At 63.0% G+C, this 21,116-nt stretch carries 29 protein-coding genes and 1 tRNA gene; 4 read left to right on the top strand and 26 right to left on the bottom strand.

Annotation, left to right across the window (positions count from 1 at the left end; all coding sequences use genetic code 11):
• The first annotated feature begins 41 nt into the window (after positions 1–41).
• Positions 42–137, top strand: a tRNA-Sec gene (locus AC3AP7_RS27755).
• A gap of 165 nt (positions 138–302) precedes the next feature.
• On the opposite strand, the gene AC3AP7_RS27750 is transcribed toward AC3AP7_RS27755, so the two are convergent.
• The 7 genes from AC3AP7_RS27750 to AC3AP7_RS27720 all read right to left on the bottom strand — a co-directional run bounded on the left by AC3AP7_RS27750 (position 303) and on the right by AC3AP7_RS27720 (position 3,517).
• Positions 303–1,046 carry a hypothetical protein gene (locus tag AC3AP7_RS27750; protein ID WP_487363502.1) on the bottom strand — a complete coding sequence of 248 codons (744 nt, stop codon included), beginning with the start codon at positions 1,044–1,046 and terminating at the stop codon, positions 303–305.
• Entirely contained in the window at positions 1,043–1,513 is a 471-nt protein-coding gene (locus AC3AP7_RS27745) for a hypothetical protein (protein ID WP_487363501.1), read from the bottom strand. Before AC3AP7_RS27745 ends, AC3AP7_RS27750 begins: the two co-directional genes overlap by 4 nt.
• Before the next feature lie 39 nt (positions 1,514–1,552).
• Positions 1,553–1,762: a hypothetical protein gene (locus AC3AP7_RS27740; protein ID WP_487363500.1), complete on the bottom strand. Its 210-nt coding sequence runs from the start codon at positions 1,760–1,762 to the stop codon at positions 1,553–1,555.
• Positions 1,759–2,013 carry a hypothetical protein gene (locus AC3AP7_RS27735; RefSeq protein WP_487363499.1) on the bottom strand — a complete coding sequence of 85 codons (255 nt, stop codon included), beginning with the start codon at positions 2,011–2,013 and terminating at the stop codon, positions 1,759–1,761. Before AC3AP7_RS27735 ends, AC3AP7_RS27740 begins: the two co-directional genes overlap by 4 nt.
• 20 nt (positions 2,014–2,033) lie before the next feature.
• A complete protein-coding gene (locus tag AC3AP7_RS27730; RefSeq protein ID WP_487363498.1) occupies positions 2,034–2,660 on the bottom strand; it encodes a hypothetical protein in 627 nt (208 codons plus the stop codon).
• 66 nt (positions 2,661–2,726) lie between these two features.
• On the bottom strand, positions 2,727–3,179 hold the full coding sequence (locus tag AC3AP7_RS27725) for a glycoside hydrolase family 73 protein (RefSeq protein ID WP_487363497.1): 453 nt from the start codon (positions 3,177–3,179) through the stop codon (positions 2,727–2,729).
• Positions 3,176–3,517 carry a hypothetical protein gene (locus AC3AP7_RS27720; protein WP_487363496.1) on the bottom strand — a complete coding sequence of 114 codons (342 nt, stop codon included), beginning with the start codon at positions 3,515–3,517 and terminating at the stop codon, positions 3,176–3,178. Before AC3AP7_RS27720 ends, AC3AP7_RS27725 begins: the two co-directional genes overlap by 4 nt.
• Positions 3,518–3,694: 177 nt before the next feature.
• On the opposite strand from AC3AP7_RS27720, the gene AC3AP7_RS27715 reads away from it, so the two are divergent.
• From AC3AP7_RS27715 to AC3AP7_RS27705, 3 genes are all read left to right on the top strand, one after another.
• Entirely contained in the window at positions 3,695–3,976 is a 282-nt protein-coding gene (locus AC3AP7_RS27715) for an XRE family transcriptional regulator (protein WP_487363495.1), read from the top strand.
• 2 nt (positions 3,977–3,978) lie between these two features.
• On the top strand, positions 3,979–4,719 hold the full coding sequence (locus tag AC3AP7_RS27710; protein WP_487363494.1) for an SGNH/GDSL hydrolase family protein: 741 nt from the start codon (positions 3,979–3,981) through the stop codon (positions 4,717–4,719).
• Between the two features lie 72 nt (positions 4,720–4,791).
• Positions 4,792–4,998, top strand: a complete 207-nt coding sequence (locus tag AC3AP7_RS27705; protein ID WP_487363493.1) for a hypothetical protein — start codon at positions 4,792–4,794, stop codon at positions 4,996–4,998.
• A gap of 45 nt (positions 4,999–5,043) precedes the next feature.
• On the opposite strand, the gene AC3AP7_RS27700 is transcribed toward AC3AP7_RS27705, so the two are convergent.
• The 19 genes from AC3AP7_RS27700 to AC3AP7_RS27610 all read right to left on the bottom strand — a co-directional run bounded on the left by AC3AP7_RS27700 (position 5,044) and on the right by AC3AP7_RS27610 (position 21,023).
• Positions 5,044–5,625: a DUF4376 domain-containing protein gene (locus AC3AP7_RS27700; protein WP_487363492.1), complete on the bottom strand. Its 582-nt coding sequence runs from the start codon at positions 5,623–5,625 to the stop codon at positions 5,044–5,046.
• The gene (locus AC3AP7_RS27695) at positions 5,626–7,506 is read right to left on the bottom strand and encodes a hypothetical protein (RefSeq protein ID WP_487363491.1); all 1,881 of its coding nucleotides are present in this window, start codon (positions 7,504–7,506) and stop codon (positions 5,626–5,628) included.
• Positions 7,507–7,564: 58 nt separating this feature from the next.
• Positions 7,565–8,224, bottom strand: coding sequence for a hypothetical protein (locus AC3AP7_RS27690; RefSeq protein WP_487363490.1), 660 nt, complete (start codon positions 8,222–8,224; stop codon positions 7,565–7,567).
• Positions 8,224–9,396 (bottom strand): baseplate J/gp47 family protein, encoded by a 1,173-nt coding sequence (locus tag AC3AP7_RS27685; protein WP_487363489.1) that lies wholly within the window; start codon positions 9,394–9,396, stop codon positions 8,224–8,226. The genes AC3AP7_RS27690 and AC3AP7_RS27685 overlap by 1 nt, the downstream gene beginning before the upstream one ends.
• Positions 9,386–9,772 carry a phage tail protein gene (locus tag AC3AP7_RS27680; protein WP_487363488.1) on the bottom strand — a complete coding sequence of 129 codons (387 nt, stop codon included), beginning with the start codon at positions 9,770–9,772 and terminating at the stop codon, positions 9,386–9,388. The genes AC3AP7_RS27685 and AC3AP7_RS27680 overlap by 11 nt, the downstream gene beginning before the upstream one ends.
• An 8-nt stretch (positions 9,773–9,780) precedes the next feature.
• On the bottom strand, positions 9,781–10,425 hold the full coding sequence (locus AC3AP7_RS27675; protein ID WP_487363487.1) for a phage baseplate assembly protein V: 645 nt from the start codon (positions 10,423–10,425) through the stop codon (positions 9,781–9,783).
• Entirely contained in the window at positions 10,422–11,540 is a 1,119-nt protein-coding gene (locus tag AC3AP7_RS27670) for a hypothetical protein (protein WP_487363486.1), read from the bottom strand. The genes AC3AP7_RS27675 and AC3AP7_RS27670 overlap by 4 nt, the downstream gene beginning before the upstream one ends.
• A gap of 1 nt (position 11,541) precedes the next feature.
• A complete protein-coding gene (locus AC3AP7_RS27665) occupies positions 11,542–12,549 on the bottom strand; it encodes a hypothetical protein (RefSeq protein ID WP_487363485.1) in 1,008 nt (335 codons plus the stop codon).
• Positions 12,546–14,564, bottom strand: coding sequence for a phage tail tape measure protein (locus AC3AP7_RS27660; protein WP_487363484.1), 2,019 nt, complete (start codon positions 14,562–14,564; stop codon positions 12,546–12,548). Before AC3AP7_RS27660 ends, AC3AP7_RS27665 begins: the two co-directional genes overlap by 4 nt.
• A complete protein-coding gene (locus tag AC3AP7_RS27655) occupies positions 14,561–15,040 on the bottom strand; it encodes a phage virion morphogenesis protein (protein WP_487363483.1) in 480 nt (159 codons plus the stop codon). Before AC3AP7_RS27655 ends, AC3AP7_RS27660 begins: the two co-directional genes overlap by 4 nt.
• A 166-nt stretch (positions 15,041–15,206) precedes the next feature.
• Positions 15,207–15,578 carry a hypothetical protein gene (locus AC3AP7_RS27650; RefSeq protein ID WP_487363482.1) on the bottom strand — a complete coding sequence of 124 codons (372 nt, stop codon included), beginning with the start codon at positions 15,576–15,578 and terminating at the stop codon, positions 15,207–15,209.
• 2 nt (positions 15,579–15,580) lie between these two features.
• The gene (locus AC3AP7_RS27645) at positions 15,581–16,015 is read right to left on the bottom strand and encodes a hypothetical protein (protein ID WP_487363481.1); all 435 of its coding nucleotides are present in this window, start codon (positions 16,013–16,015) and stop codon (positions 15,581–15,583) included.
• Positions 16,016–16,073: 58 nt separating this feature from the next.
• The gene (locus tag AC3AP7_RS27640) at positions 16,074–18,056 is read right to left on the bottom strand and encodes a hypothetical protein (protein ID WP_487363480.1); all 1,983 of its coding nucleotides are present in this window, start codon (positions 18,054–18,056) and stop codon (positions 16,074–16,076) included.
• Positions 18,057–18,148: 92 nt separating this feature from the next.
• Complete coding sequence (locus AC3AP7_RS27635) at positions 18,149–18,385, bottom strand: hypothetical protein (RefSeq protein WP_487363479.1); 237 nt, start codon at positions 18,383–18,385, stop codon at positions 18,149–18,151.
• Positions 18,382–18,558 carry a hypothetical protein gene (locus AC3AP7_RS27630; protein WP_487363478.1) on the bottom strand — a complete coding sequence of 59 codons (177 nt, stop codon included), beginning with the start codon at positions 18,556–18,558 and terminating at the stop codon, positions 18,382–18,384. Before AC3AP7_RS27630 ends, AC3AP7_RS27635 begins: the two co-directional genes overlap by 4 nt.
• 7 nt (positions 18,559–18,565) lie before the next feature.
• On the bottom strand, positions 18,566–19,387 hold the full coding sequence (locus tag AC3AP7_RS27625; protein ID WP_487363477.1) for a hypothetical protein: 822 nt from the start codon (positions 19,385–19,387) through the stop codon (positions 18,566–18,568).
• Entirely contained in the window at positions 19,387–19,740 is a 354-nt protein-coding gene (locus AC3AP7_RS27620) for a hypothetical protein (protein WP_487363476.1), read from the bottom strand. Before AC3AP7_RS27620 ends, AC3AP7_RS27625 begins: the two co-directional genes overlap by 1 nt.
• Positions 19,737–20,663 (bottom strand): hypothetical protein, encoded by a 927-nt coding sequence (locus AC3AP7_RS27615; protein ID WP_487363475.1) that lies wholly within the window; start codon positions 20,661–20,663, stop codon positions 19,737–19,739. The genes AC3AP7_RS27620 and AC3AP7_RS27615 overlap by 4 nt, the downstream gene beginning before the upstream one ends.
• Positions 20,664–21,023: a hypothetical protein gene (locus tag AC3AP7_RS27610; protein ID WP_487363474.1), complete on the bottom strand. Its 360-nt coding sequence runs from the start codon at positions 21,021–21,023 to the stop codon at positions 20,664–20,666.
• Between the last annotated feature and the right edge of the window lie 93 nt (positions 21,024–21,116).

Raw genomic sequence — 21,116 nt, 5'->3', positions numbered from 1 at the left:
TGCGGTGCATGCTGTCGCATTGCGTGCGCGAGGACGACAAAGGAAGGCATTCGCATCGGGTGGTGCGGCTGGGCTTCAAACCCAGTAGGGGGCGTCAGACGCTCCCTGGTCGGTTCGACTCCGGCTGCCTTCCGCCATAAGGGTTTTACGGATGTTGCGCGCCCTCAAATTCAACCAAAATCTTTTCCGCAAAATCAGGTCTTTTCCGCAAAATTCTGAGGCGCCGATATCGAGATTGATTGACGCGCTGCCGAATGGCAGGCTGGAGAGGGGTGCAGCGGCATCCGTAGATGCCGCTGGAGTCAGGCTGCGGGCGCGACGCTGAGCGCAGCGATCCGCTGAACGCGGGCCTGCACCGCAGACATGTCGTGGTCGTGGGGATTGTCACCCTCGGGCCATTGCGCGCCCGGGATCATCTGGAACGCGCCGGCGTCGCTCTGCAGCCAGACGTGATCCACAAGCGGCCGGCTTTGCCAGCGCGGATCCCCCAGAGGCCCGACCTTCCACGGCCACGATGCCCACAGGTCCGCACCATTCAGCACGCACACCATGCCCGCGAGCGCCATCGCGTGCGAGACGTAGAAGTCGGCCCCCACGAACTTCGGCGCCTCGAAGCTGTGCAGTTGACCGATCCGCGCCGGCGGCAGATAGAGAGGCGTCAGATGGGTGCGCGACGCGCCGAGCGAGTGCCCGGCGACATGCACGACGTTCCCGGCCGGGACCGCCGCCAGCGCCCAGTCCCAGAGCTGCTGCATCCCCTCGCAGACGCCCGCCGTGACCGTGCCGCCGTCGACCTTCGCCGGATCCAGCGATACGTCGGCTACGACATCCATGACCCGCCACGCGCTCGCGCGCGTGCCGCTGATGCTCAGATGCGTCTCGCCCCGCGCGTCCGCCGACAAGACCGCCTGGTGGCTGTCGTTCGCATACTGGCCGATCCATGTGTCGCCGAGCGCGGCGAACGCCGCTTGAGAGGCGGCCTGGTCGATCGCATAGGCGACGTTCGCGCGGGCGGCCGCCCGCGCGCATGCTGGCCAGTCGATCATTGCAGCGGCGCGCCGGTGAGTGGCGCGGACGCCGCCGCCGGCGCCGAAGCAGCCGCGGGCGCGGAGGCGGCCGGCGCCGCGGCCGTGATGATCTGATCGATCATCTGCTGCACGATCGGACCGAACGTGTTCAGCACGAGGAGAATCGCGGTCTGGTCCGGGATCAGCGGATTTCCGTTCACGATTGCAACCGCCGCCGGCAGCAGACTGTCGTGGAACGCCTTCAGATCGGTCACGTTGAGCTGGCCGCCGGCGGCGCAAATCGCCTTGTTCGCGGTCGCTGCCTTGGCGAGCGCGGTCTGATCGGCCGAGGCGATCAGCGGCGACGTCGAGAGCGTCGTGAGATCGGCCGTCACGATCGGGCATGCTTGCGTGAACTGGGTCTGCAGGCTCGGCAACGACGTGCAACCGCCCAACGCAAAGAGAGCGAGCAGGCACAAGCCTGCGGCGATACGCAGCTTCTTCATGGTGAGTACCTTCGGGAGAGATGCCGCGATCGCGGCGAGTCAGAACTGGTGATGGACCTTCGCTGAGACCGACCAGGCGACCGGACTCTTGTGGACTTCGATGCTTCCGGATGTCGACCGGGACAACTCGAAGAAGGCGACGCAGCACGACGCGTCATCCGTCGTCGGGTTCACGACCGGCAGCAGCTGCACGTGCTCGACGATCGTGCAGCCGGACAGCGCGAGCGCCGCGAGTGCGGCGCGGATCACTGCGCGGGCGGTGCCGGTGCCGCCGGCGATGCGGGCGGCTGCGCGGCCGGTGCCGTGCGCGCCAGCCGAGCCATCAGCGCATCGAACAGCGGCGACAGCACGTTCGAGCCGAGCCAGTGAGCGCCGGCGACGATCGAGACCGCGAGCGAGCCTTCGACTTCGGGCGTCAGGTCGACGTGCACGGCCTGCGCGATACGTGCGATCACCGGCACCAGCAACAGCGTGGCGCCAGCGGCGGTCGCGGAATTCATGGGAGATGTCTGGGGCTGATTCATGCGTGTTCCTCGCGATGAATAACTTCGGTGGGAGTGAACTGGTAGCCCTCGATCGCGTACTTCTGGGCAATCCAGTCCGGAAACGGAAGCATGTGAATGCCGGCGTCCTTCGCCGTGTGGTACTGCGCGCCGAGCAGCAACCCGTTCACGGTCATGTCGTCGACGAACAGGTACGGGTCCGCCGGCACGAGGTAGGTGTAGTCGTCGTGCAGCGGCGTTTCGCCGGCGACAGTCATGGCCTTCGCGCCCGCGAAGAACGCGTCCCAGTCGAAGGCCTGCGCGTGGGCGCCCCACCGCCCCGCCTTGCAATCGGCAGCGAACGCGCTCCAGTCGATGACCTCGGCAAAGCACCGCTCGATCGGATGGTGGTGCGCCTGCAGCGGTGCGCCGAGCTCGTCAGCCGTCATGCCCGAGATGAAGCAGCGGCCGCCCTCGCGCTCGATGAGCAGCTTGCGCGTGCGCTCGAACAGCGCGGTGGTCTGCCGCTGCTCGTGCGCGGGAATATTCACGGCGACCGCGAGCGTCTCGCGTTCGGTGTGCGCCGGCGTGATCTTGCGCAGCCCTTCGGCGGTGCACTGGCTGCAAGGCTGCTCGAGCGGCATGTCGTGACTGCAACGTGTCATTTGTGGCTCCAGGAACGAAAAAGCCGCCCGAAGGCGGCTCTTTCAAAATTTCGAAAATTCGAAAACTCAGGACGACAGATCCAGCGACGTGAGGCTGTGTGTGCGAATGATCTCGGCGATCTTCTGCGCGTAGTCGGGATCGGTGGCATAGCCGGCCGCAGCGATGGCCTGCGCGAAGAGAATGCCGCTCGCGTACGCGAATGCGGGCTGGTAGCGCGGGTTCGTCATCAGGAACCGGGCGTGGTCGCTGATCGAGCCGAGCCAGTCCGGGTACGCGCGAAACTTCGCGTCGACGAACGTCCACACGCCGCTCATGAACTCGCGCGTGCGCTGCACGGTCACGGGGCCCGTCCACGAGGGATCGGCCTTGATACCGAAGAGGTTGAAGCCGGGCGCATGCGCACCCCACCCGCTCTCGAGCGCGGCCTCGGCGACCGTGAAGCTTGCCGGGATCTTCGTCGACTGCATCGACGCGCGCGCGGCCGGCGAAACCGCGGCGATGAAATCTTGAGGTGTCATGGAACGATCGCCATCAGGAACTTGAAGCAGTCCGACAACCAGGGAGGGAAGTGGTGAAACTCGGTGTAGTACCAGAAGCCGTACAGGCCGAGCGCCGGCAACCCCATCGGGATGAGGACCTGCTTCATGAGAAAACGCCACGCGGCTGCGAGGCGACAGAAAAAGCGCACGGCCGTAATGCCCTCGGCCCATGCAGCGCGGATAAAGGCAGTGTCCTCAGCGACCTGCTCGGTGATCTTCGTATTCCCGGCGATCGCGTCATCCTGCTTGTCGAGACGGGCGACGACTGCCCGTCGGAACTCCGGTTCAGGCATGTCCATCATGTCTTTCGCTTCCATGTATCCCCGGAAATGAAAAAGCCGCCTCGATGGGCGGCCTGCGATTATCATTGACGATGTTCCCTTAGGGAACTATTCTGCAGATGTTGGGCGCGCTTCCCGCGACTGCCCGCTACTCCGAAAGGATGATTACCATGAAGACCCCTTTTCGCGCGCGCGTACGGCGCCTGCTCGCCCATGCCTATTCGTTACGAGCCTCCGAGCCCGCAAGACCTGCAGAACCTCAAGAAAAGCCTGAGCTATACCGGCAAGCAGATGGCGGATCTGTTCGGCCTTGCGAGCTCGCAGCAATGGCACAAGTACTGCGGCGGTCACGACCCGCGGCCGATGAGCCTGCCGATGCTATTTCTTGCCGGAGCGCTGCTCAATCGCACCGCGACCGTCGACCAGGTGTTCGACTGGTGCAGAAGCATCGGCGCGGTTATCGACCTGGGTACCGCTGGAGAGCCGCAGCCGTAGCAATGACGCTCGGCTGCACGGCAGCCGCGCTGACGGGCTGCGGCGGCGGTGGCGGCGGCTCCGCGCCGGCCGGCACGACCGCTGCGGCTACGCCGGCCGTCCCCACGAAGCCCTTCGTAATCGCGCTCTTCGGCGATTCGATCGACCGCGGCTGTTCAGATCCAGCGAACCTCACGTGCAGCCCGACATGGGCCTACGCTCCCGCGCTCCTGCTTCAGGCAGATTTCGACCGGCATCCCGAAGTCGGGCCGGTGGTCGTACTCGATCTGGCGGTGCCGGGCAGCACCTTCGACGATCAGGTGAACGGCACGGCGCCGGCAACGCAGACGGTCGCGTCGATCCTCGCGACCGTGAAACCGGACATGGCCGTCTCGAATAGCGGCGTGAACGACCAGTACGTCGAGGGTGAGCAGCCGCCGCAGTACGCGGCCTCCGAGCTCGGTTTCGTCAGCGTCGTGCGCGCGGCCGGCTCGCTGCCCGTGGTCATCGAGCCCACACCGATCTGTCGCAGCGACGCGAACAACGCGCTGTGGACGCAGTTCGTGCAGACCGAGGACGCGACAGCGGCCGCGAACGGCTACTCCGTCATCAAGCTCGCCGCCACGTGGGCCGCAGACCCGAACTGGTGCAGCGACTACATGGGGGCTGATTTCGTGCATCCGACGGCCGCTGGCTACCAGTTCCGGGAAGCGACGATCTTTCCGCAGCTGCTCGCGCTGGTGAAGCAGCAGCGCGGGCTGTGACCGGTGCCAAAGCGGGCCGCGCGCCGACCGGTGTTATAGTCCGCTCCATCTGAGATACGTCAACGGAACGCCATGCTCGACTCAATCAGGAAGCTGGGGGCGCTATTTTCGAAGCAGCCCCAGCTTTCCCCGAACGGCGATAGTGTTGCCTTCCAGCAAGGGCAGCAGGACTTCTACGACGGGGAGCATCTGAACCGCTATCCCGCTGGAACGCAGCAACACGTCGACTGGGCGTGGGGACATGGCCGCGCGGAGCATTTCGAACGCTCCGCCTGGTAGGCTGCTCTCGCGTTGCCGCCATGACCGGCGGCGTCTCTCTTTGAATCAGGGAGTGGGGCTCGTCCATTGGATGGCCTGCACCCCGGCGAGCGTCGCGTCCGACGCGTTGACCTGCGCGAGCAGCGTCGCGAGCTGCTGCTGGCAGGCGTTCAACCAGGACACGAACGAGGCGCAGACGGCCTGCGCTTCGGCCTGCGTGTGTGCGACAAGCCCCCACGCTCCGCTGCCCGACTTGCACCACAGCAAGCCGCCTGACGCCGATGCGGCGACCGACTGCTGGTTCGCCTGATCGGTGAGCGTCGAGGGATACGAAGACGCGCTGCCGAGCGCTGCCGACGAGAATCCGGACACGATCGACGACTGGCACGCAAGAGTCAGCGCTGCGACGCTTTGCGCTTGCGCCTCGGCGAGTGTGAGCGTCGGCGCAACATAGGCGTCGACCGTCACCTCGTTCGCTGCAATGGCCGCCTCAAGCGCCGCATACGCATCCGGAGTCGCGCTCGGGTGGACATGGTATGGCAGTCCATTCCACGTGCCGTAATAGCCGTCGTCGGCTGGCGTCGCCGACGCGGCCGTGACGGTCGAGGAAAAACCCATCTGTTCAAAGGTAATCGTTTCGGTCGTCATTTAGGCAATCCTCCAACAGAAGCCCACGGAACTCGTCAAATTGGTCGGCCCCACAACCGTCGTACCGCCGGCAGAGATGCCCATCGCGCCAGAAGTGCCGCTGTTGACCGCGCACCACCATTGCCAGGTACCGCCGGCGGGCAGCGTCACCGTTCCGGAACTGCCGAGCACGACGGTCATCGTAGTCCACTGTCCGATGCCTGAAGACGTCATCGCACGAGGCGTCGAGCCAGCGCCGGCCGAGCCGCCGATGCCGTTGTACGACACACCGTCGCAGCATAGGACCGCCGTCGAGTTCGGAGGCAATACGATGGACGTACCGACTCCATAGCTGGTGTTGAAATTGCCAGCACTCAGCGTCCAGTTACCGCTGCTTGAGTTGAAGAAATAGAGGAATTTCCCCGCGTTGCCGGTTGCACTCGGCAGCGTGGATGTGAAACCACCAGCAGAGCCGGTAGGAGGCTGGAAAAGGCAACCGAATTGGCTACTCGGAATCGTTGTTGAACTGGAAATGGTGACGATGCCCTGGCTATTTCCAATCTGGCTGAACTGCGCCGCCTGATTGCTCTTCGTTCCCGGCGCAATCTGCAACGCCCCGTCCTGCGCCCACACCAGCACCCAGACGCCCACACCCGCTGACCAGCGGAATTGCGCCATGCCCCCGGCGACGAGCTCGCCTCCCTGCAACGGGACACCATAGAGCCCGTACACATTCTCCGCGCCGAGGCCGTTCAGGTTGAGCGTCGTTGCGCCCGTGTTGGAGTTCGCGATCTTGACCGTCACCGACATGCCATCGGTCAGCGCGGCCGGCGCAGGCGACAGGGCTGCGGTGATAACGTTGGCGGTGTTGCTGGTGTCGGTCGCGTAGACGAGTGAGCCGGACTGGAGTTGGGCGGCCTGAATGGCGTGCTGCGTCTTCGTGGCCGGATTTACCTGAAGGGCACCCCCTGTCTGGCTGTTCAGCACGAACTCGCCCAGAGTCGCGCTGTAGATGGCAGTGTACTGGCTGCCGGCGATGATTTCGCCGCCCTGCAATGCGCCAGCGGCGCCGGTCAGGTTGACGGAGCCACCGCCAGCATTCACCGTGCACGGGCCCGTGTTGCTGTTCGCGGCCTTGAACGTGACTTCCTGCCCATCCGTGTAAGCAGTGATGGGAGGCGTCAGCGCGAGGCTGATCGTGTTGGCGGTCGAACTGCTGTCAACGGCATAACCCGTTGAGCCCGTCTGAATCATCTGCAGCAGGCTCGTGAGTTGCGGCACGCCAGCGGGGATCGAGATGTTGCCCGACGTGACCGTCGACTGGCCGTTCGCCACCGTCACGACTGCGAGAGCCGTCCAGCCGCTGTCAACAGTAGGCGTCGTCTGCGTGCCCGTAGTGGCAGCAATACCGGCCTTGGCCTGGATGACGCAGACACCCTGACGCTCAGTGGGCAGCGTCGCTCCATTCCCGCCCTGACCGTTCAATGGTTCTTGCGGGTTGGCGCTGTTGTAGAAGGGAAGCACGACTGGAGTCGTGTCCTGATCCTGATATTGCGCCTCGATTAGGTAATTGATGCTGTAGCCGGCCGTCGACGGCGCAGGCGTCGAGATCGTCTGTGCCGACATGTTGAGGCCCTGTTTCAGGACAATGTCCGTCGTATCGGCCGGCAACGAACCCCACGAGGTCGCATCCACCTCCACCATCGTGTAAATCTCGCCGAGACCGACGAGCACATTCAGTGCTGCGGGCGAATTGGGCGACACAGCGAGCCCGCGCACGACGGTGTTGCTGCCGAATGCGGCTTGCGAGAGCTTTGCGAGGCCGATCATCGTGGCGCGTTGCGCGAACAGAAAATCGGTGCTGCGACCCTGCTCCTGTGTGTAAACGATAGGGCGATCCATTCAGGCTCCAGAAAAGCAGAAAGCCGCCCGAGGGCGGCTTGAGGTAATGGGGCAGCGGTCAGGGAGTGACCGGGTTATCAGCGATGCGCATCCAGACCACGGTGCCCTTCATGCGCGTCGACTCAACCGCCGCGATGATCGAGGCGTCAGTGACTGACGTGCCCGGTGAGTCCGACCATGCGCCGTATGAGTCCCACGACCAGCGAAACGAATCGAGTTCGCCGAGCGACTGCGCGTTTGTGATGGGCCGATAGGCCGTGACGAAGCTCTGGTAGGGCATCGGTGCGCCCCACTTGCCCACACCGGTATCCCAGTAGAAAGCGCCATCCCAGCCGCCCGAGTCCGTCGTATTGCTGGGCTCGAAGATGTCCGGTGTGCGTCCTGTGATGAGCGTCAGGACAGCCGACATGTTGGCGCGCGTCGGGCCCTTGACGAAGAGGTTCGCGAGGATGCGTGTGCGATATGCGCCGTCCGTCTCATTCGCCAGGCGCGGCAGGCTCGTGCCAAAAAAGTCGTTGGCGATGAGGTCCAGATAGCCATCGGTCGCCGTTGCGATGCGCGTCTGCAGCGTCGCGTAGGTGATCTGGGCATAGATCGTCGAGAGTGCCCACGCTGGCCCATGGAGCGTCGCGTCGAAGTTCGGTGAGAGCTTGAACCACGAACCGGGGATCTGTACCCTCAGCCTCGCGAAGAGGTCGCTGATATCTCCGGTGGCCATCAGTTCACCGTGATCGTGCCGGCCACGATTGTTCCGTTCACGCCTGCGGGCAGATCGGCATTCCCGCCATTGAGCGTCATCGTGTTAGCGACCGTGGCGACGCCCGGAACCCCCCAGATCACCGAAAAGATCTGCGTCCATTCCAGCGTGCCACCGAGCGGGATAGAGGCGATGAAATTCTGGATCGCGGTCTGAACGGCTGCCTCGACATCCGCAAGCGTGTAACCAGCGGATGCAGTGATCGTCGCCGTGACGTTCGCCGTGACCTGTGTCGCTGCGTACACCGCGAACGTGATGGATAGTCCGCGGATCGCGTTGACCGCCGCATAGACAGCGCTTGCAAGCTCCGACGTGTAGGGCGAAATCACCACGTAAAAGAAGCCGTACTGCGTCTGGCCAGCCAGTGTCTGGTTTTCGACGATCTCGTACTGGATACCCTGCTGGACGCCCTCGATCGCCGATTCAACCGCAGAAGCGATGGCCGCGCGCAGCCCCGACACATACGTCTGGAACCGCGCCTGGACCGCAGCGTCGCTTTCCTGATTCACGCCATTGGCAAACGCACTGCTGTTCGTGACCGTATCGACGCCGACGATCGCTGTGGAGATCGTCGTGATGCTTCCTGCGGCGACGTTGCCCTGCGTACCCGCGTTTTGTGCCTGCACCGTGACCTGCGCGCTCGTGACGCCGGCCGGGATGATGTAGGCATTCGCTGCGGCATTCCAGTACGTCTGCGTCGAATCGGGGATGACCTGAAACGGCTGCGTGCCGTCGGCCGTGAGCAGCATCGCGCCCCCGGAATACGATCCACCGGTGCCGCTTGCGTTCGGTGTGTACGTACCAGCCGGAATCGTCGCGGCATTCGTTGGCGTGAAGCGCGAGAATACGACCTGTCCGGTTGCCGACACCGCCGCTTCGCGCGGCGGGCATCCGAAGTCGGCGATGAATGTGTCGATATCGCTACCCGTCGAGGTTGACAGGCGCGTGACGTTCAGCAACTGCATGACGAGTGACTGCAGCCACATCGTGACGGCCGCCACGGCTTCCACGCGTGCGAGCTCGATCGAGCCCACCAGGAAGTACAGAATGCCCCCGACCGCCGTAACCGCCGACTGGATCGCCGCGACCTGCTGCTGGACGATTCGCGTGAAGCTTTGCGTGTTAAGAGCCATACGCCGGTACGTTGAAGGTGAGGGTCTGCGGGACGCTGGTCGGCGCGTAGACGTAATTGATCGTGACGCTCAGCAACCCCGTGGCGTCAGACTGATACGTGTAGGTTGGTGCAGGCTGCTTCTGGACATCAGGCTCGTCTTTCAGGACGCTCTGGATCAGCGATTTGATCTCGGCGAATTGCTCACTCGAAAGCGCGCGGCCTACAAAGCGTCCAAGGCCGGCCCCGTATGTCGGGTGCCAGATGTAGGTGCCGGGTGGCGTCAGAAGTGCGCGGACGATGCGCTGGTTTATTTCCTGAATGCCTGTCGCGAGCAAATCGTCTCCCGAGGCCGAGAACTGGATGTCCTGGCCCCACCAGTGCGAGGTATCGGTCATATTCGGCTTCAGTTCGGCGGCGTCGTAACCGCGTTTGCGCCTTGCGCAGTGTGCGTGTGGTTGTGCACGCTCTTGCCTTCGGCGATGAGGTCGTTGTTGACTGTGACAGGACCGTTGAGCGTGGCCGTACCGCCTTGCGGCCCGGTGCCTTGCGTAACCTGCCCATCCAGTTCGATCTGCGGCGCGGAGACAGTCGCTTCCGTCCCGGCCGTCAGCCCGATCGTCTGGGTTGCCTGCATGGCGATCGTCTGCGCCGAGAAGTACATGCCAGTGGCTGCATTGAAGCTGATCGTCCCGTCGTTGTTCAGCCTGACGTACGAACCTTTGCTATCGACGATCGCAGCCTGTCCCGACTGCACCACAGGCGGCAGCGCCGAATTGTTGAAAAAGCGGCCACCCACGAGCGCCGCTTCGACGCGGCCGTCAACGAAATCGAGCCGCACTGAATCGCCAATCGCCGGCCCGAACACTGCACCGAAGTTGTTGCCCACCCACGGCGCGGCGAGTGGCACAAAGCCCGTCTCCTGCATGGTCGGCATCAGCATGACCTTGACCGTGTAGTTGTCCGGGTTGTATGCGCTGATCTGGCCGTACTTCGTCGGGGTGAAGTTCGCCATGAACTCCGACACGACGCGCTTGATGTAGTCGATCACGCCAGTGTCACCGTTTGTGCGTCCGTCACCGTCTTTCCATGCACCGAGACATCGAACTTCGGTGGAGAAGCCGAGCAGCGGCGCCGGATGCGCGCAGCCTCATAGGTCGTGTCGAACGGCGTTCCCGTTCCCTGCACGACGACGGGTGTCCACGGATAGATGATCGTGTCGCCCGGCAGCACGGCTTCCATCTTCATTTCGTGCTTGCTGATCTGTTCGAGCAGCTGCTGCGCTTTCGCATCGCACTGCGCCTGCGTCAGATCCGCGAAGGTGAAGTGGTATTCCTGCACGCTCTGGGCCAGCGTCGCATCGCGTTCGACGCGCTTTTCTGTCTTGCTGGAGGTCGCGATGGAGGTGTACACCGCATTCTTCATGCCGTGATAGCTCTGGACTTTCACCGATACATCGTTCGCCAGCGTGAGGTCGTGCTCAAACTCAAGGCTCGTCGCGTTCGACTGCGGGTAGGGCGTCTGCGTGGTCGGTGGTGTGTACTGGATCAGGTACGGTTCACTGGACAGCGCACTTCCGAATGCCCCGAAGTACAGCGTGCGGCCCAGCACGAAGCACTGGACTCCCTCGTGCTGGGCCAGATACGTCAGGATCGACCACATCGACTGCTGGCGATGCAGGCTGACGTGGTCGAGCGTGAAGAAGTGCCCGACGAGGTCTTTTGTCGCCTGCACGTTCGGCGTGAGGCCTACCTGCTGCGCGAGATACGTTGCGATCTGGCTGGCCGTCTGATTCGGAAACTTGATATCGATCTTCCTGTCGATGAGCAGCGCCGTGAGATCCCGGCCGATGAGGGTAATGCGCTGCGTCATCGCATCGAGCCGGATGGAATCGATCCGGTACGTCTGTAACAGTGTCAGGTCACTCGCCGTGTAGTTCTGCGGATCCTGCGGGAAACCCACGTACACATCCACGAGGATTTCCGTCTGCTGTGTCCACCACGACCATTTCGGGAAATCACCTGCGACTTCGATCCGGATCGTGCCAGCCTCAAAAATCCCGTTGTGCCCGGCATCCCAGTTCAGCCATTTGATCGCGGTCGCCCCAATCTGCAGGATCGACCGCGGCGCGGCGAGCGTGCCGGCGGTCGGGAGGGTGTTGAGCATGTCAGGGGATTACGAGCGTGTTGATGCCGGTTAGCATCGGGTCCGTCAGGTTGTTGGCCGCCGCGATCTTCGTCCATTGAGAGGCATCCCCGTACTGTTGCGAGGCAATCGTGTACAGGTCTCCACCCCCGACCGTGATCGTTTTCGCGCTGGTCGGCGTATTCACGAGCGGCAGATTCACTTGCATCCGCGCACAAAGGCTCTGCAACTCGTAGAGTTCGGGCAACTGAACCGCCGAGTTCATCACCGCCAGCGAGTTATAGACGTTCGTCGATGCGGGCGCGCCTGCCACCACGCCGGCCGTGTTCGCAACGACGTTCTCTCCACTCGCGATGAGGCCCTGGACGCGGGAAGTGACTGCAAGCAGGGGGCTCGCCAGGGATGCCACCGCACTCTCAACCGTGTTGACAACCTGATCTGCGCAATTCGCCACCCCACTCACGAACGACGTGATTGCCTTCAGCCCGTTCGCGATTGGTTGCGTTGCCGACTGCACGGCACTCAGGGCGCTCCCGAGATCGCCGATCAGGCCGTTTAGCGTCGAATCGCCGATGCAATTCGACAGGGTGTTCATCCTCGACAGGTCAGACGAGATCGACTGCGCCGGCGTGATCGCGGGCACCGAGTCGACCGTGGCCGTCTGGTCCTCGATGACCTCGAACCGGATCCAGTACGGGATCTTGAACGGATACTTGTAGTCGGCGTGAAACTCGGCGACCACCACCGTATAGCGCAGCGCATCCCACGACAGCGTGCATTGCAGCCCTTCGCGGCGCACGCTGTCGAGGAAGCGCGCCCGGTCCAGCGCCGACGCGTACAGGAAGAGACCCGACCATTGCAGGGGCTCGTCATCGGCACCCATCGCGTTGATGCGACGCCGGCCGCCGATCATCTTCTGGACATCGAGAAGATGCGCGCCTCCGAAATTGATCCGTTCCGGAACCTCGGCGCCGGAGAACGTGAACGTGCCGTTCGGCGTTACCAGCGAAAGGGTTGCAAAAGGGTTCACGGATACATTCCCATGCTGGGCGTGTAGGTCGAAGCATCGCCGTTGAAACCGGTCGGCCCGGTCGTCTTGGCTGGCACGAGCCGCTTCTCGACATGGGCGGCGACATCGTGGCTGTCGACTTTCACTGTGACGTGCGTATCCTGCTTTGCCGCCGCCGCGGGTTTCGTGACATTCGAGCCGCCCCCAAAGAGCGGTTCTCCACCAGCAACATCCTGATAGAACTTGAGCTGGTCGCCGGACGTCATTTTCGACGTCACCTTGTCCATCGCATGCTGGATGAAATAGGCAATCCCGCCCAGGATCGCGGTGCCCAGCACGAGTTCGCCGCCGAAGGCAGCGACCGCTGCAGCACCCACTTCCTCGCCTGTGAGGGTTGTTGCCGCATCAGCGATCAGCGTCGCGCTCCCGCGTGCGATGTACTTCGACAGACCGACGATGGCCTTCTCGATGTACCCCACAGCACCCTTCGCACCCTTCCATGCACCGAGACCAGCGACGGCGCCCCCGAGCAGCATTCCGACGTCCAGCGCGCCACCGACGACTCGATGATCCTTCGTAAAGCCTGCCGTTGTACCGAAAAGCGAGCCGAGCGTGCTGAGCGCCGAATTGATGGGCCCCATGAGCGTCTGCGTTCCGTTCATCAGCGTGATGTTGGCGTTGGCGATCGTCTGATCGGCGAGGCCAACAGTGCTCACCTGGGAAATCATCCTGCCGACGTCCATCGGCGGCTGCGAGAAGTTCTTCAGGTCGGCCAGCGCATGCAGGTTGTTGATTGTCGAATCTTCACTGAAGAATGACGCGCCGCGCTGTCCCTGCGTACCAAATGCCATCTTGAGCAGGGCGTTGAATTTCAGCGGTTCCATATGCTCCCGATCACCAGCGAGGATGGCAATCAGGTGCATCAAATCCATGCTGCCGTTCTTGTAGAACATGGACTTGTTGCCGTGATAGAGCCCGAGCGCGTGGAGCGCCTCGTTCTGCTTCTTGTTCGAGAAAAGGCCACTTCCGAGCGTATTCGGCAGCGAATTCATCGCCATGGCATTAAGCCACGTGCCCGACTTCGTGTTCATGATGCCGCCTTGCATCATGGTCGCGACGAGCAGCATTACATCGCTCGAATTGGCTCCGGCCGCATGGAGGGCGGGAAGGGCGTAACTCGCCGCGCGTGCGATCTGGCCAAGCGACGCGTGCGAAGTGAGGGATGCCTGCAGCATCGACTCGTACAGCGGCCTGGCGACATCTGGCGAGTAGGCACCAGCCATGTGCGACAGACCAATAAACGCCTGCGTCGCCTCCGGCATCGACACGCCTTTCAGCTTGGACTCCAGCGCGATGTACGGCATCGCAAAGTCCATCATCTGCTTTTGCTGCGCGGCGGGGAGGGTGCGCATGAGGCGCGCGCCTTCAAGCATCGATTCGCCGAAGGGCTCGATATGCCCACCGGTGGCCCATGCATACCTGCTTGCATAGGCCATCTCGCGATTCCGGAGATCCTCGATTTTCGGCTGCCACTGGTCGAATGGAATCTGTGCGGTTGCCACCGCCTTCACGTTCTGATCGGCCAGGCGAGCATTTTCGTACGCGCCGTAAAGCATCCCGGCCGTCGCGACGCCAGTCGCCGCGCCAACGCTGTCCGAGCGAGCAGGCTCGGCAACCCCCGACGCGTTACCACCCTCGGGCACGCGACCACCCGGCACCCGCATGCCGCCCGCTTCTGTGCGCGCCGCGGCCATGTTCCGCGCCAGATCCGCACTGCTCGCCGCCATCGTGTCGAGCACATAACTCGCGCGCGTGAGACTGCCTGCGCTATCGCCGAGCGCCGTAGCAGAGGTAGCCGCCTTCTCGAAATTACGGGCCATGCCGAGGCCTGCCGACGAAGCCTTGCGCGCGCTTTCGGCAAACGCGAGCATCGCCGTATTGGCCTTGTCGGCCCACTCGGCAATGGCCATCAGACGATTGCTGACGTTATCCGTCAGTTCCGCCGTGACGGCGATCGAATAGGCGTTGATGGTCATTTCTTGCCAGCTATGGTGTCTTGTACGGCCTGACCGATGAGATTCACGACTTCGTCAGTGTCGCGATAGAGCGCTGGGCCAAGTACGGGACGTGGCGGGATCGTCGGTGTGCCCTGCTCCTGCCATTCCATGATCTCGGACTCGCTGCCTACGATGAACTGTTTGGGTCCCGAGTCGTGGTGAATGCTCTCGCGCAGATCACCCTTCACAAGCAGCGGCGTGTTTTCGCCGGCATCAGGGGCAGCTTCACCATCCACGATCGCCTGAATGTGCTGCTGCTTCGTCGCATCCTTCAATTCGGCCCACGGGTCGAATTCACCCATATTCTCGCGCTGGTAGTGGCCGAATTCGGCCTTCGCGGAGGCTTCTACCATGATGGCGCCCGCTTCCATTGCCATGCCGTACGCGACTTCCAGTTCCGCTGCGGCACGCTCCATTGCCCGCGAGAATGCCCCGAATGACTTGTAGGTCTTCATTCAGGTGCCTGCCATTCCATCTGGGACCACGACCACTTGCGGCCCTCCAGTTCGCCTACCGCGACACAGAAGCCCAGTAGTTTCGAGCGGGAGAGCTTCGTCGCGATTTCCCACGGGACGCCCGCTTTCGTCAGCATCAGCACCTGACGAAGACCGGCATCCCGGCTTATTTTTTTGCCTGATCGGCCATCTCGTTTTCGTCGCGCTCGTCGAATACCTTCACGCCGCGTTGCAGGGCTTGCAGGCCCTTGTGACCGAGGCGGCTGACAAGTCCGCGCATCTGGAGAAGCGACGTGCATGGCGAGATCGGCTGCTTGTCGATCGCACTCAGGTAGACGAGCGGCAGGAACATGCGCACGAGGCGACCGTTGTCCGCTGCCTCGGCGCCCATGGCCTGCACCATGTCGTACTGGGCGAGCGGGCCCGGATAGATGAGGGTGAGCGTGCGGCCGTCGCCGACGGGGACGGTGACCGTATCACCGCTGATGACGAGTTCCGGCTTTTCGCCGCTGGTTTCGGTAACGTTCAGTTCGGTCATGGTCAGTTCAGTTGAATGCGGGTGCTGGCAGCGAAGGAAACGCGCTGGATGACGTTCTTCTCGGCTTCGGCTTCACCGGGATCCTCGTAGTAGAGAATCACGCCCTGGAACTGGAACGTGCTCACGGTCCCGGCGACTTCCTGGATGGTTTCCTGAATTACGCCAGCCGGCAGGTTGATACCTGCGTAGTACGCCGCTTCGTTCGAAGCGAAGTAGGAGTCGAGCGTGCCGTCCGCGCGCGAGACGTCGAACGAACCCTCCCAGCCGCCCTCCTGGAAGTTCAGGTTGATCGGGAGCCCGTTGAGCGGCTTGACGGTAATCTTGTGGTTGATCTTCTTGCGCTTGAAATTCAACAGCGTCGGGAGCACGAGGAGACCGGTCGAGGTGTAGACGTCGAACTTGTAGTCGCGCCCCAGATTCAAGCCGTTCATCGGCATGGCTTACTCCAGAAATGAAAAAGCCACCGTGCGGGTGGCCTGAATGGACGAGAGAGAATTACTGTGGTGTGACGGTGACGGTCTGGCCACCTTCGATGTTCACGAGGAAATACCGGACGATGCTCAGATACGTCACCGCCACCGTCGCGACCATGTACCCGAGTGCGACCTGACTGATCGGGTTGTTGTTCGCATCGATCTGCACGGACCAGCCCGGCTGCGTCGGCGCATTGACGTTGCCGATCATGTTGTTCGCCTGCAGGTTCGCGAAGAACGCGTCCATCGCGCCCTTCACGTTACGTCGCAGGTTGATCGTCTGGACCTTCCCCGGCACGTAGCCGAACGCACTCGCGATCGTGAACGCGATGTAGTTCGTCATGCGCGTGTAGTTGTCGCCGTTCGTCGCGCTGTTGCTACTTGCATTGCGGCCGGTGCGCGCCGCGAAGATCGCGCCGGCCGGCGCTGGGTTCGTGATGACTTCGAGGCGTGAGGTCGCAGCAAGGGCAATCTCGGAATCGCTGTAGGGCGAGTTCTGCTGGCTGCGCTGCGTCGCGATGATGCCGCCCAGTGAGGCGTTCAGGATCGACTGTTCCGGGCTCGTCGCAGCCTGCTTGGCCGAGCTGAACGTGGCCGGCGAAACCATCCGGTTCACGCCGTTGACGGTGTCCTGCCAGTAGCACCAGTCCCCCACGAGGCACGCGAAACCGTAGCCATCCACGCCCGCGCTCGCGAGTGCCGCAGCGCTGTTCGTGACGCTAGTCCCCGGCGGATTGGCACCATGGAAGTAGATGCCTTCCTGCAGCCCGAAGGCGAGCTGCGCGGCCCACGTCGTTGACGTCTGGCAGTCGATCAGGTTGCCGACCTGAGCCCCGGACTTGCGAAGCGCATACATGCCGGTGCGCGTCAGGCCATCGGCACCGACCAGCGTCGTATCGGACACGCCTCCGGCACCATCCGTGCCACCCGAGAGCGCGTAGGTGTTGGTGAGGTTCGGCGCATTGACCGACGTGCCGAGCGTCGCAATGCAGTTCTGCGATGGGCCGCGAAGGCCGGTTTGACCGTTGTTCACGGCGTTGACCATGTTCAGCCAGACGCTGACGGTCAACGCGATCGAGCCGCCCGTACCTGCGCCGCCCGTGAGCGTCGCCGTGGCCGAGGTATAGCCCGAGCCGGGATTGGTCACCTTGAACGTGCCAAGACCCCACGTCAGCGTGACGGTGGCGCCTGTGCCAACACCCGACGTCGACGATGGCGCGACCGGGTTCGTCGGGATCGAGCCGGCCGTGAGGGAGCCGGCATTCGTGACCGTGAGCGCAGTGATGGCTCCTGCCGACGCCGTGACGGTGAGAATGACGCCATTGGGCAGCGTGATCGTGTCGCCCGTCACATAACCGGAGCCGGGCGCCGCGATCGCGGCAGATAGCACCTTCAGGCTGATCGAGCCGGTCGCCTGGACGCCGTTGGCCCCCTGTGGAGCGGAAATGCTCAGGCTCGGCACGGAGGTATAGCCCGTGCCAGCCGTGACTGCGCCAGCGCTCACACCCATGCCGATGTTGTCGAACACTTCCGGCGTGAGTCCCGATCGCTGGATCGAGAGCTTGTAGGTGCTCGCCGCAGTACCGGCGACGATGGATGCCGTGATGCCGTTGCCGACGACGCCGGTATAGAAACCGGTGAGCGTCATGCCCGTCGCCGGAGATCCCTGCGTGTCGACCAGATTCGCGCTCGCTGCGGTATCGGTGCCATCCGTCACGCGCACGAGGATGTAGTTCTGGACGCTGTTCTGGTCACCGATCGCAACCGCCGTCGCGATATCGTGCTGCCGGAACGTGACCGGGCCGACCATCTGCTGCGCCTGCGCGCTATTGCCGATGCCCATCATCGGGGCGTCCACCGGCCCCCACGATCCGACGCCCACCAGGCCAAGACCATCGGTCGCGACACCGTTGATGTAGGCGATGCTGGGCGGCTGGATGATGACGTAGAGGTCGGGAGCCTGCAACGCAGTGACGTTCACTTGGCCGGCCTGATAAACGGGCATGTTTTGCTCCTAAAAAGCAAAAAGCCCGCGCGCGGCGGGCCAGAAAAGAAAAAGCCGCCCGAAGGCGGCTCAGATGCGGAGGGGAGAATGGATCAGGTACTTTTCAGCATGTGCGGCGGGATGCGCACGTCAGGCCGGTGGCCGTCGATGAACCGAACCTGAATGCGCCATGCGTCCCGGGCCCAGTCCACGCCGAACTGCTCGCCCATGATCTGGATGAACGTCTTCTTGATGCGCACGCACATGGCAGGAGTGGCCTCCTGTCCGACGAAACGAGCCACGGCCAGCTTCAGTGCTGCGCCAGCGCTGTGCGTGTGATCGAAGCTCATCCGATCACCTTGTGCACGTTGCGCGGATTGCCAGCGAGCACGCGAGCGATTTCCGCCTGATCGCGGATCGCATCCCCCTTGCGGTATGCGTCGAACGCGTGGCGCACCACGAGGTAATAGCCGGGCATATTCACGGGCTGATCGTCAGCCGCGTCGGATTGCGTCTTTGCCATGAGGGCCTCAGATGTTGACGTTGAAGGTCGAGCCGTTTGCTGGCGTGGCCGACACGCCGAGATTCGTCACGGTGTTCTTGATGACCGTTTCAGTGAGTGCGTATTCAACCTCGTAGAGCAGGTTGCGGCGATAGATCTGCGATTTTTCAGCGCCGTCGCTCTGCGTTACGCCGCGGTAAAGCAGTCTGGCCCACGTGTTGTCGGGCATTGTGATGCGCGGTTGCTGTTTGAACGAGAGTTCGAGCGCGCGGGCCGCAGCGTCACGCAGCGCTTCGGTAGTTGCCCATATCGTCACCATGAAAACCTGCGTCTGCCTGCCGATTTCCTGCTGCACCTCGACCGGCACCGAGATAGCCGTCTCGATATCGAAGGCCCCATTGATCTGGATCAGGTAGCCATTCGCCGATGCGCCCGGGATCATGGCAGCCAGGGCTGCCGCTACCGTCTCGATCGTGTCCGTCGCCTGCACCGCATAGCTGTACGGCTGGTAATTCACGCGCAGCGTAGCGGCCTCGCCAGCATTGATCGAGCCGCCGACGGTCACGATGTTGGCGTAAACCGACAGGGTAAGTTTCGCTGCGGGGACGGTCGCTTGCGCATCGTCATCACCGAGAAAGCGCGTCGTGTTCTTGCCCATCCCGGGCATCCCGTAGATGGTGACCATGACATTCCCGGCCGCCATCAGAGCCTTCAATTGCTGGGGGACGGGCCACCCGGAGCGCACTACCGCGACAGTGCCCACTACACTCGGCTGGCTCGTGCCATTTGGGTACATCGCCGCACCTGCGAGACTACCCAAGGTATTGATGACATCCGAAATATCGGCCATTACGGCTCCAGACGTTCGACGAGAAGCGCGTGCCCCAGCGAGTTCCAGTAAGGGGCAGTGACCTGGTATCGTACACCCAGATCATCGGTGATCACGTCGTTGGCCTGGATCAGGCCCAGCGCAGCAGATCCGGCCGGAATGAACACCGTCCAGAATGTTTTCGCTGCAGCATCGCCCGGCAGGTCGGCATCTGGTTTGCCGCGCTCCTTCTTGATCTGGATCGATGCCGGCAAGCCACTGGCAATCGACGTTTCATTCGCAGAGTCAAGGCCGCTGTAGTCCGGCTGGTAGCCGGGCGTCATGTCGCTGGCCGGCCGCGTAACGGAAATGATGCGCGGGTACAGAAAGCTCATGCGTACAACCGTGCGCAATACGGCCGAAGGAGTGCCTTCGTGTCGTCGTCCATCACGAAACTGTTCAGGACGCCAGCCTGTGTGTTGAAACGCTGCATCACCGTATCTCCGGCCTGAAGACGCTGCATCGTACGCGGCAAGCCGGCGGTCGCAGCGATGTTGCCGACGATGTTCGCGCAAGCCTGCTTGACTTCGGCGGGGAGGGTCGCATACGTCCATCCCGCCACGTAATGCATGCGTACCTCGGTGTAGTAGGCGAGCAGGACGCCAGCCGGTACCCAGACAGTGCCCGTCTCCGGGTCGCAACTGTTCGCCTGCGGCGTCCAGACTTCCCACGCTGGCGGACCGCCAAACTTCGACATGACCGCGAGCAGGTTGTATGTATCGATGGAGCCGACGGCATCCTGGCCCCGACGCATGTAGCCATAACGACCGACACCCGAGAGAATCGCCATGATGGGCGTTTGCGCGACCATCGTAATGGGCCGGTCTTCCGGCATAGTCCGCTGCTCGACGATCGTCATCCCTGCACTTAACTGAGCGCCCTGCGCATGCGCGAACTGCACATTCGCGAATGTGATCTGCTGAGCCGTGATGGCCTGCACGACGAGCGCTTCGGTGATGTCAGATGTCGCCTGATCGGCGATGAGCACTGATCCCACCTTCAACATCCCCGTGGGACCGGTCACGTTCACGACGACATTCTGGCCGGGTGCAATCGCGCTCGCCAGAGCCAATGTCAGACTGGGATTCATCCCGGCCATATAGCACGGGTTCCCGTTGCCATCCGGTGCCCAGATCAGTCCCTCGCGGCGCGCGAGGTAGGCATCGATCTGCGTGCTCGCCTGCTGGACCTGGGCGGCTGTCGCATTCGGCACGCCATAGGCGGCAAAATCAGCGCTCTGGAGGTAGGCAGACGGCATTTAGCGGCTCGAAAACAGGCAGCCAACATTCGTCAGCGTGCCGCCGGCAATGGCGACGGTGAATGACTGGAACGGCGCGCCATCGTTGACGTTCAGGACGCCAGCGGTGCCGGCTGTGAGCGCCTGCGTCAGCGCAGGGCCTTGCGGAATGAGGCCGGCCGCGTCGATGTAGCGCTGGACAGTGATCGATCCCGTCGCAGAGCTCGTCGCGCCGATAGCAAGCTTCGGATAGCCACCCGCCATTTGAAGCGGCGACGTACCTGGTGCCGAAAGACCCAATTGTGCGCCCGTCAGGAATGCCTGGACGAGCGGCCCCGAATCAACCGGTGTGTGCGTCAGTACTTGCGACGTTTCCAGCATGGCTGTCTCTCAGTCCGGCACCACAAGGCAGCATCAGCGGCGAGCGCTGTGCGACCTCGTGATTGATCATGTATTCGCCGAGGTTGTCGGGTA

It is taken from the genome of Paraburkholderia sp. PAMB 6770 (assembly GCF_057748135.1).
Note: the sequence above shows the minus strand (reverse complement) of the source record. Positions and strands in the feature narration are given on the sequence as shown.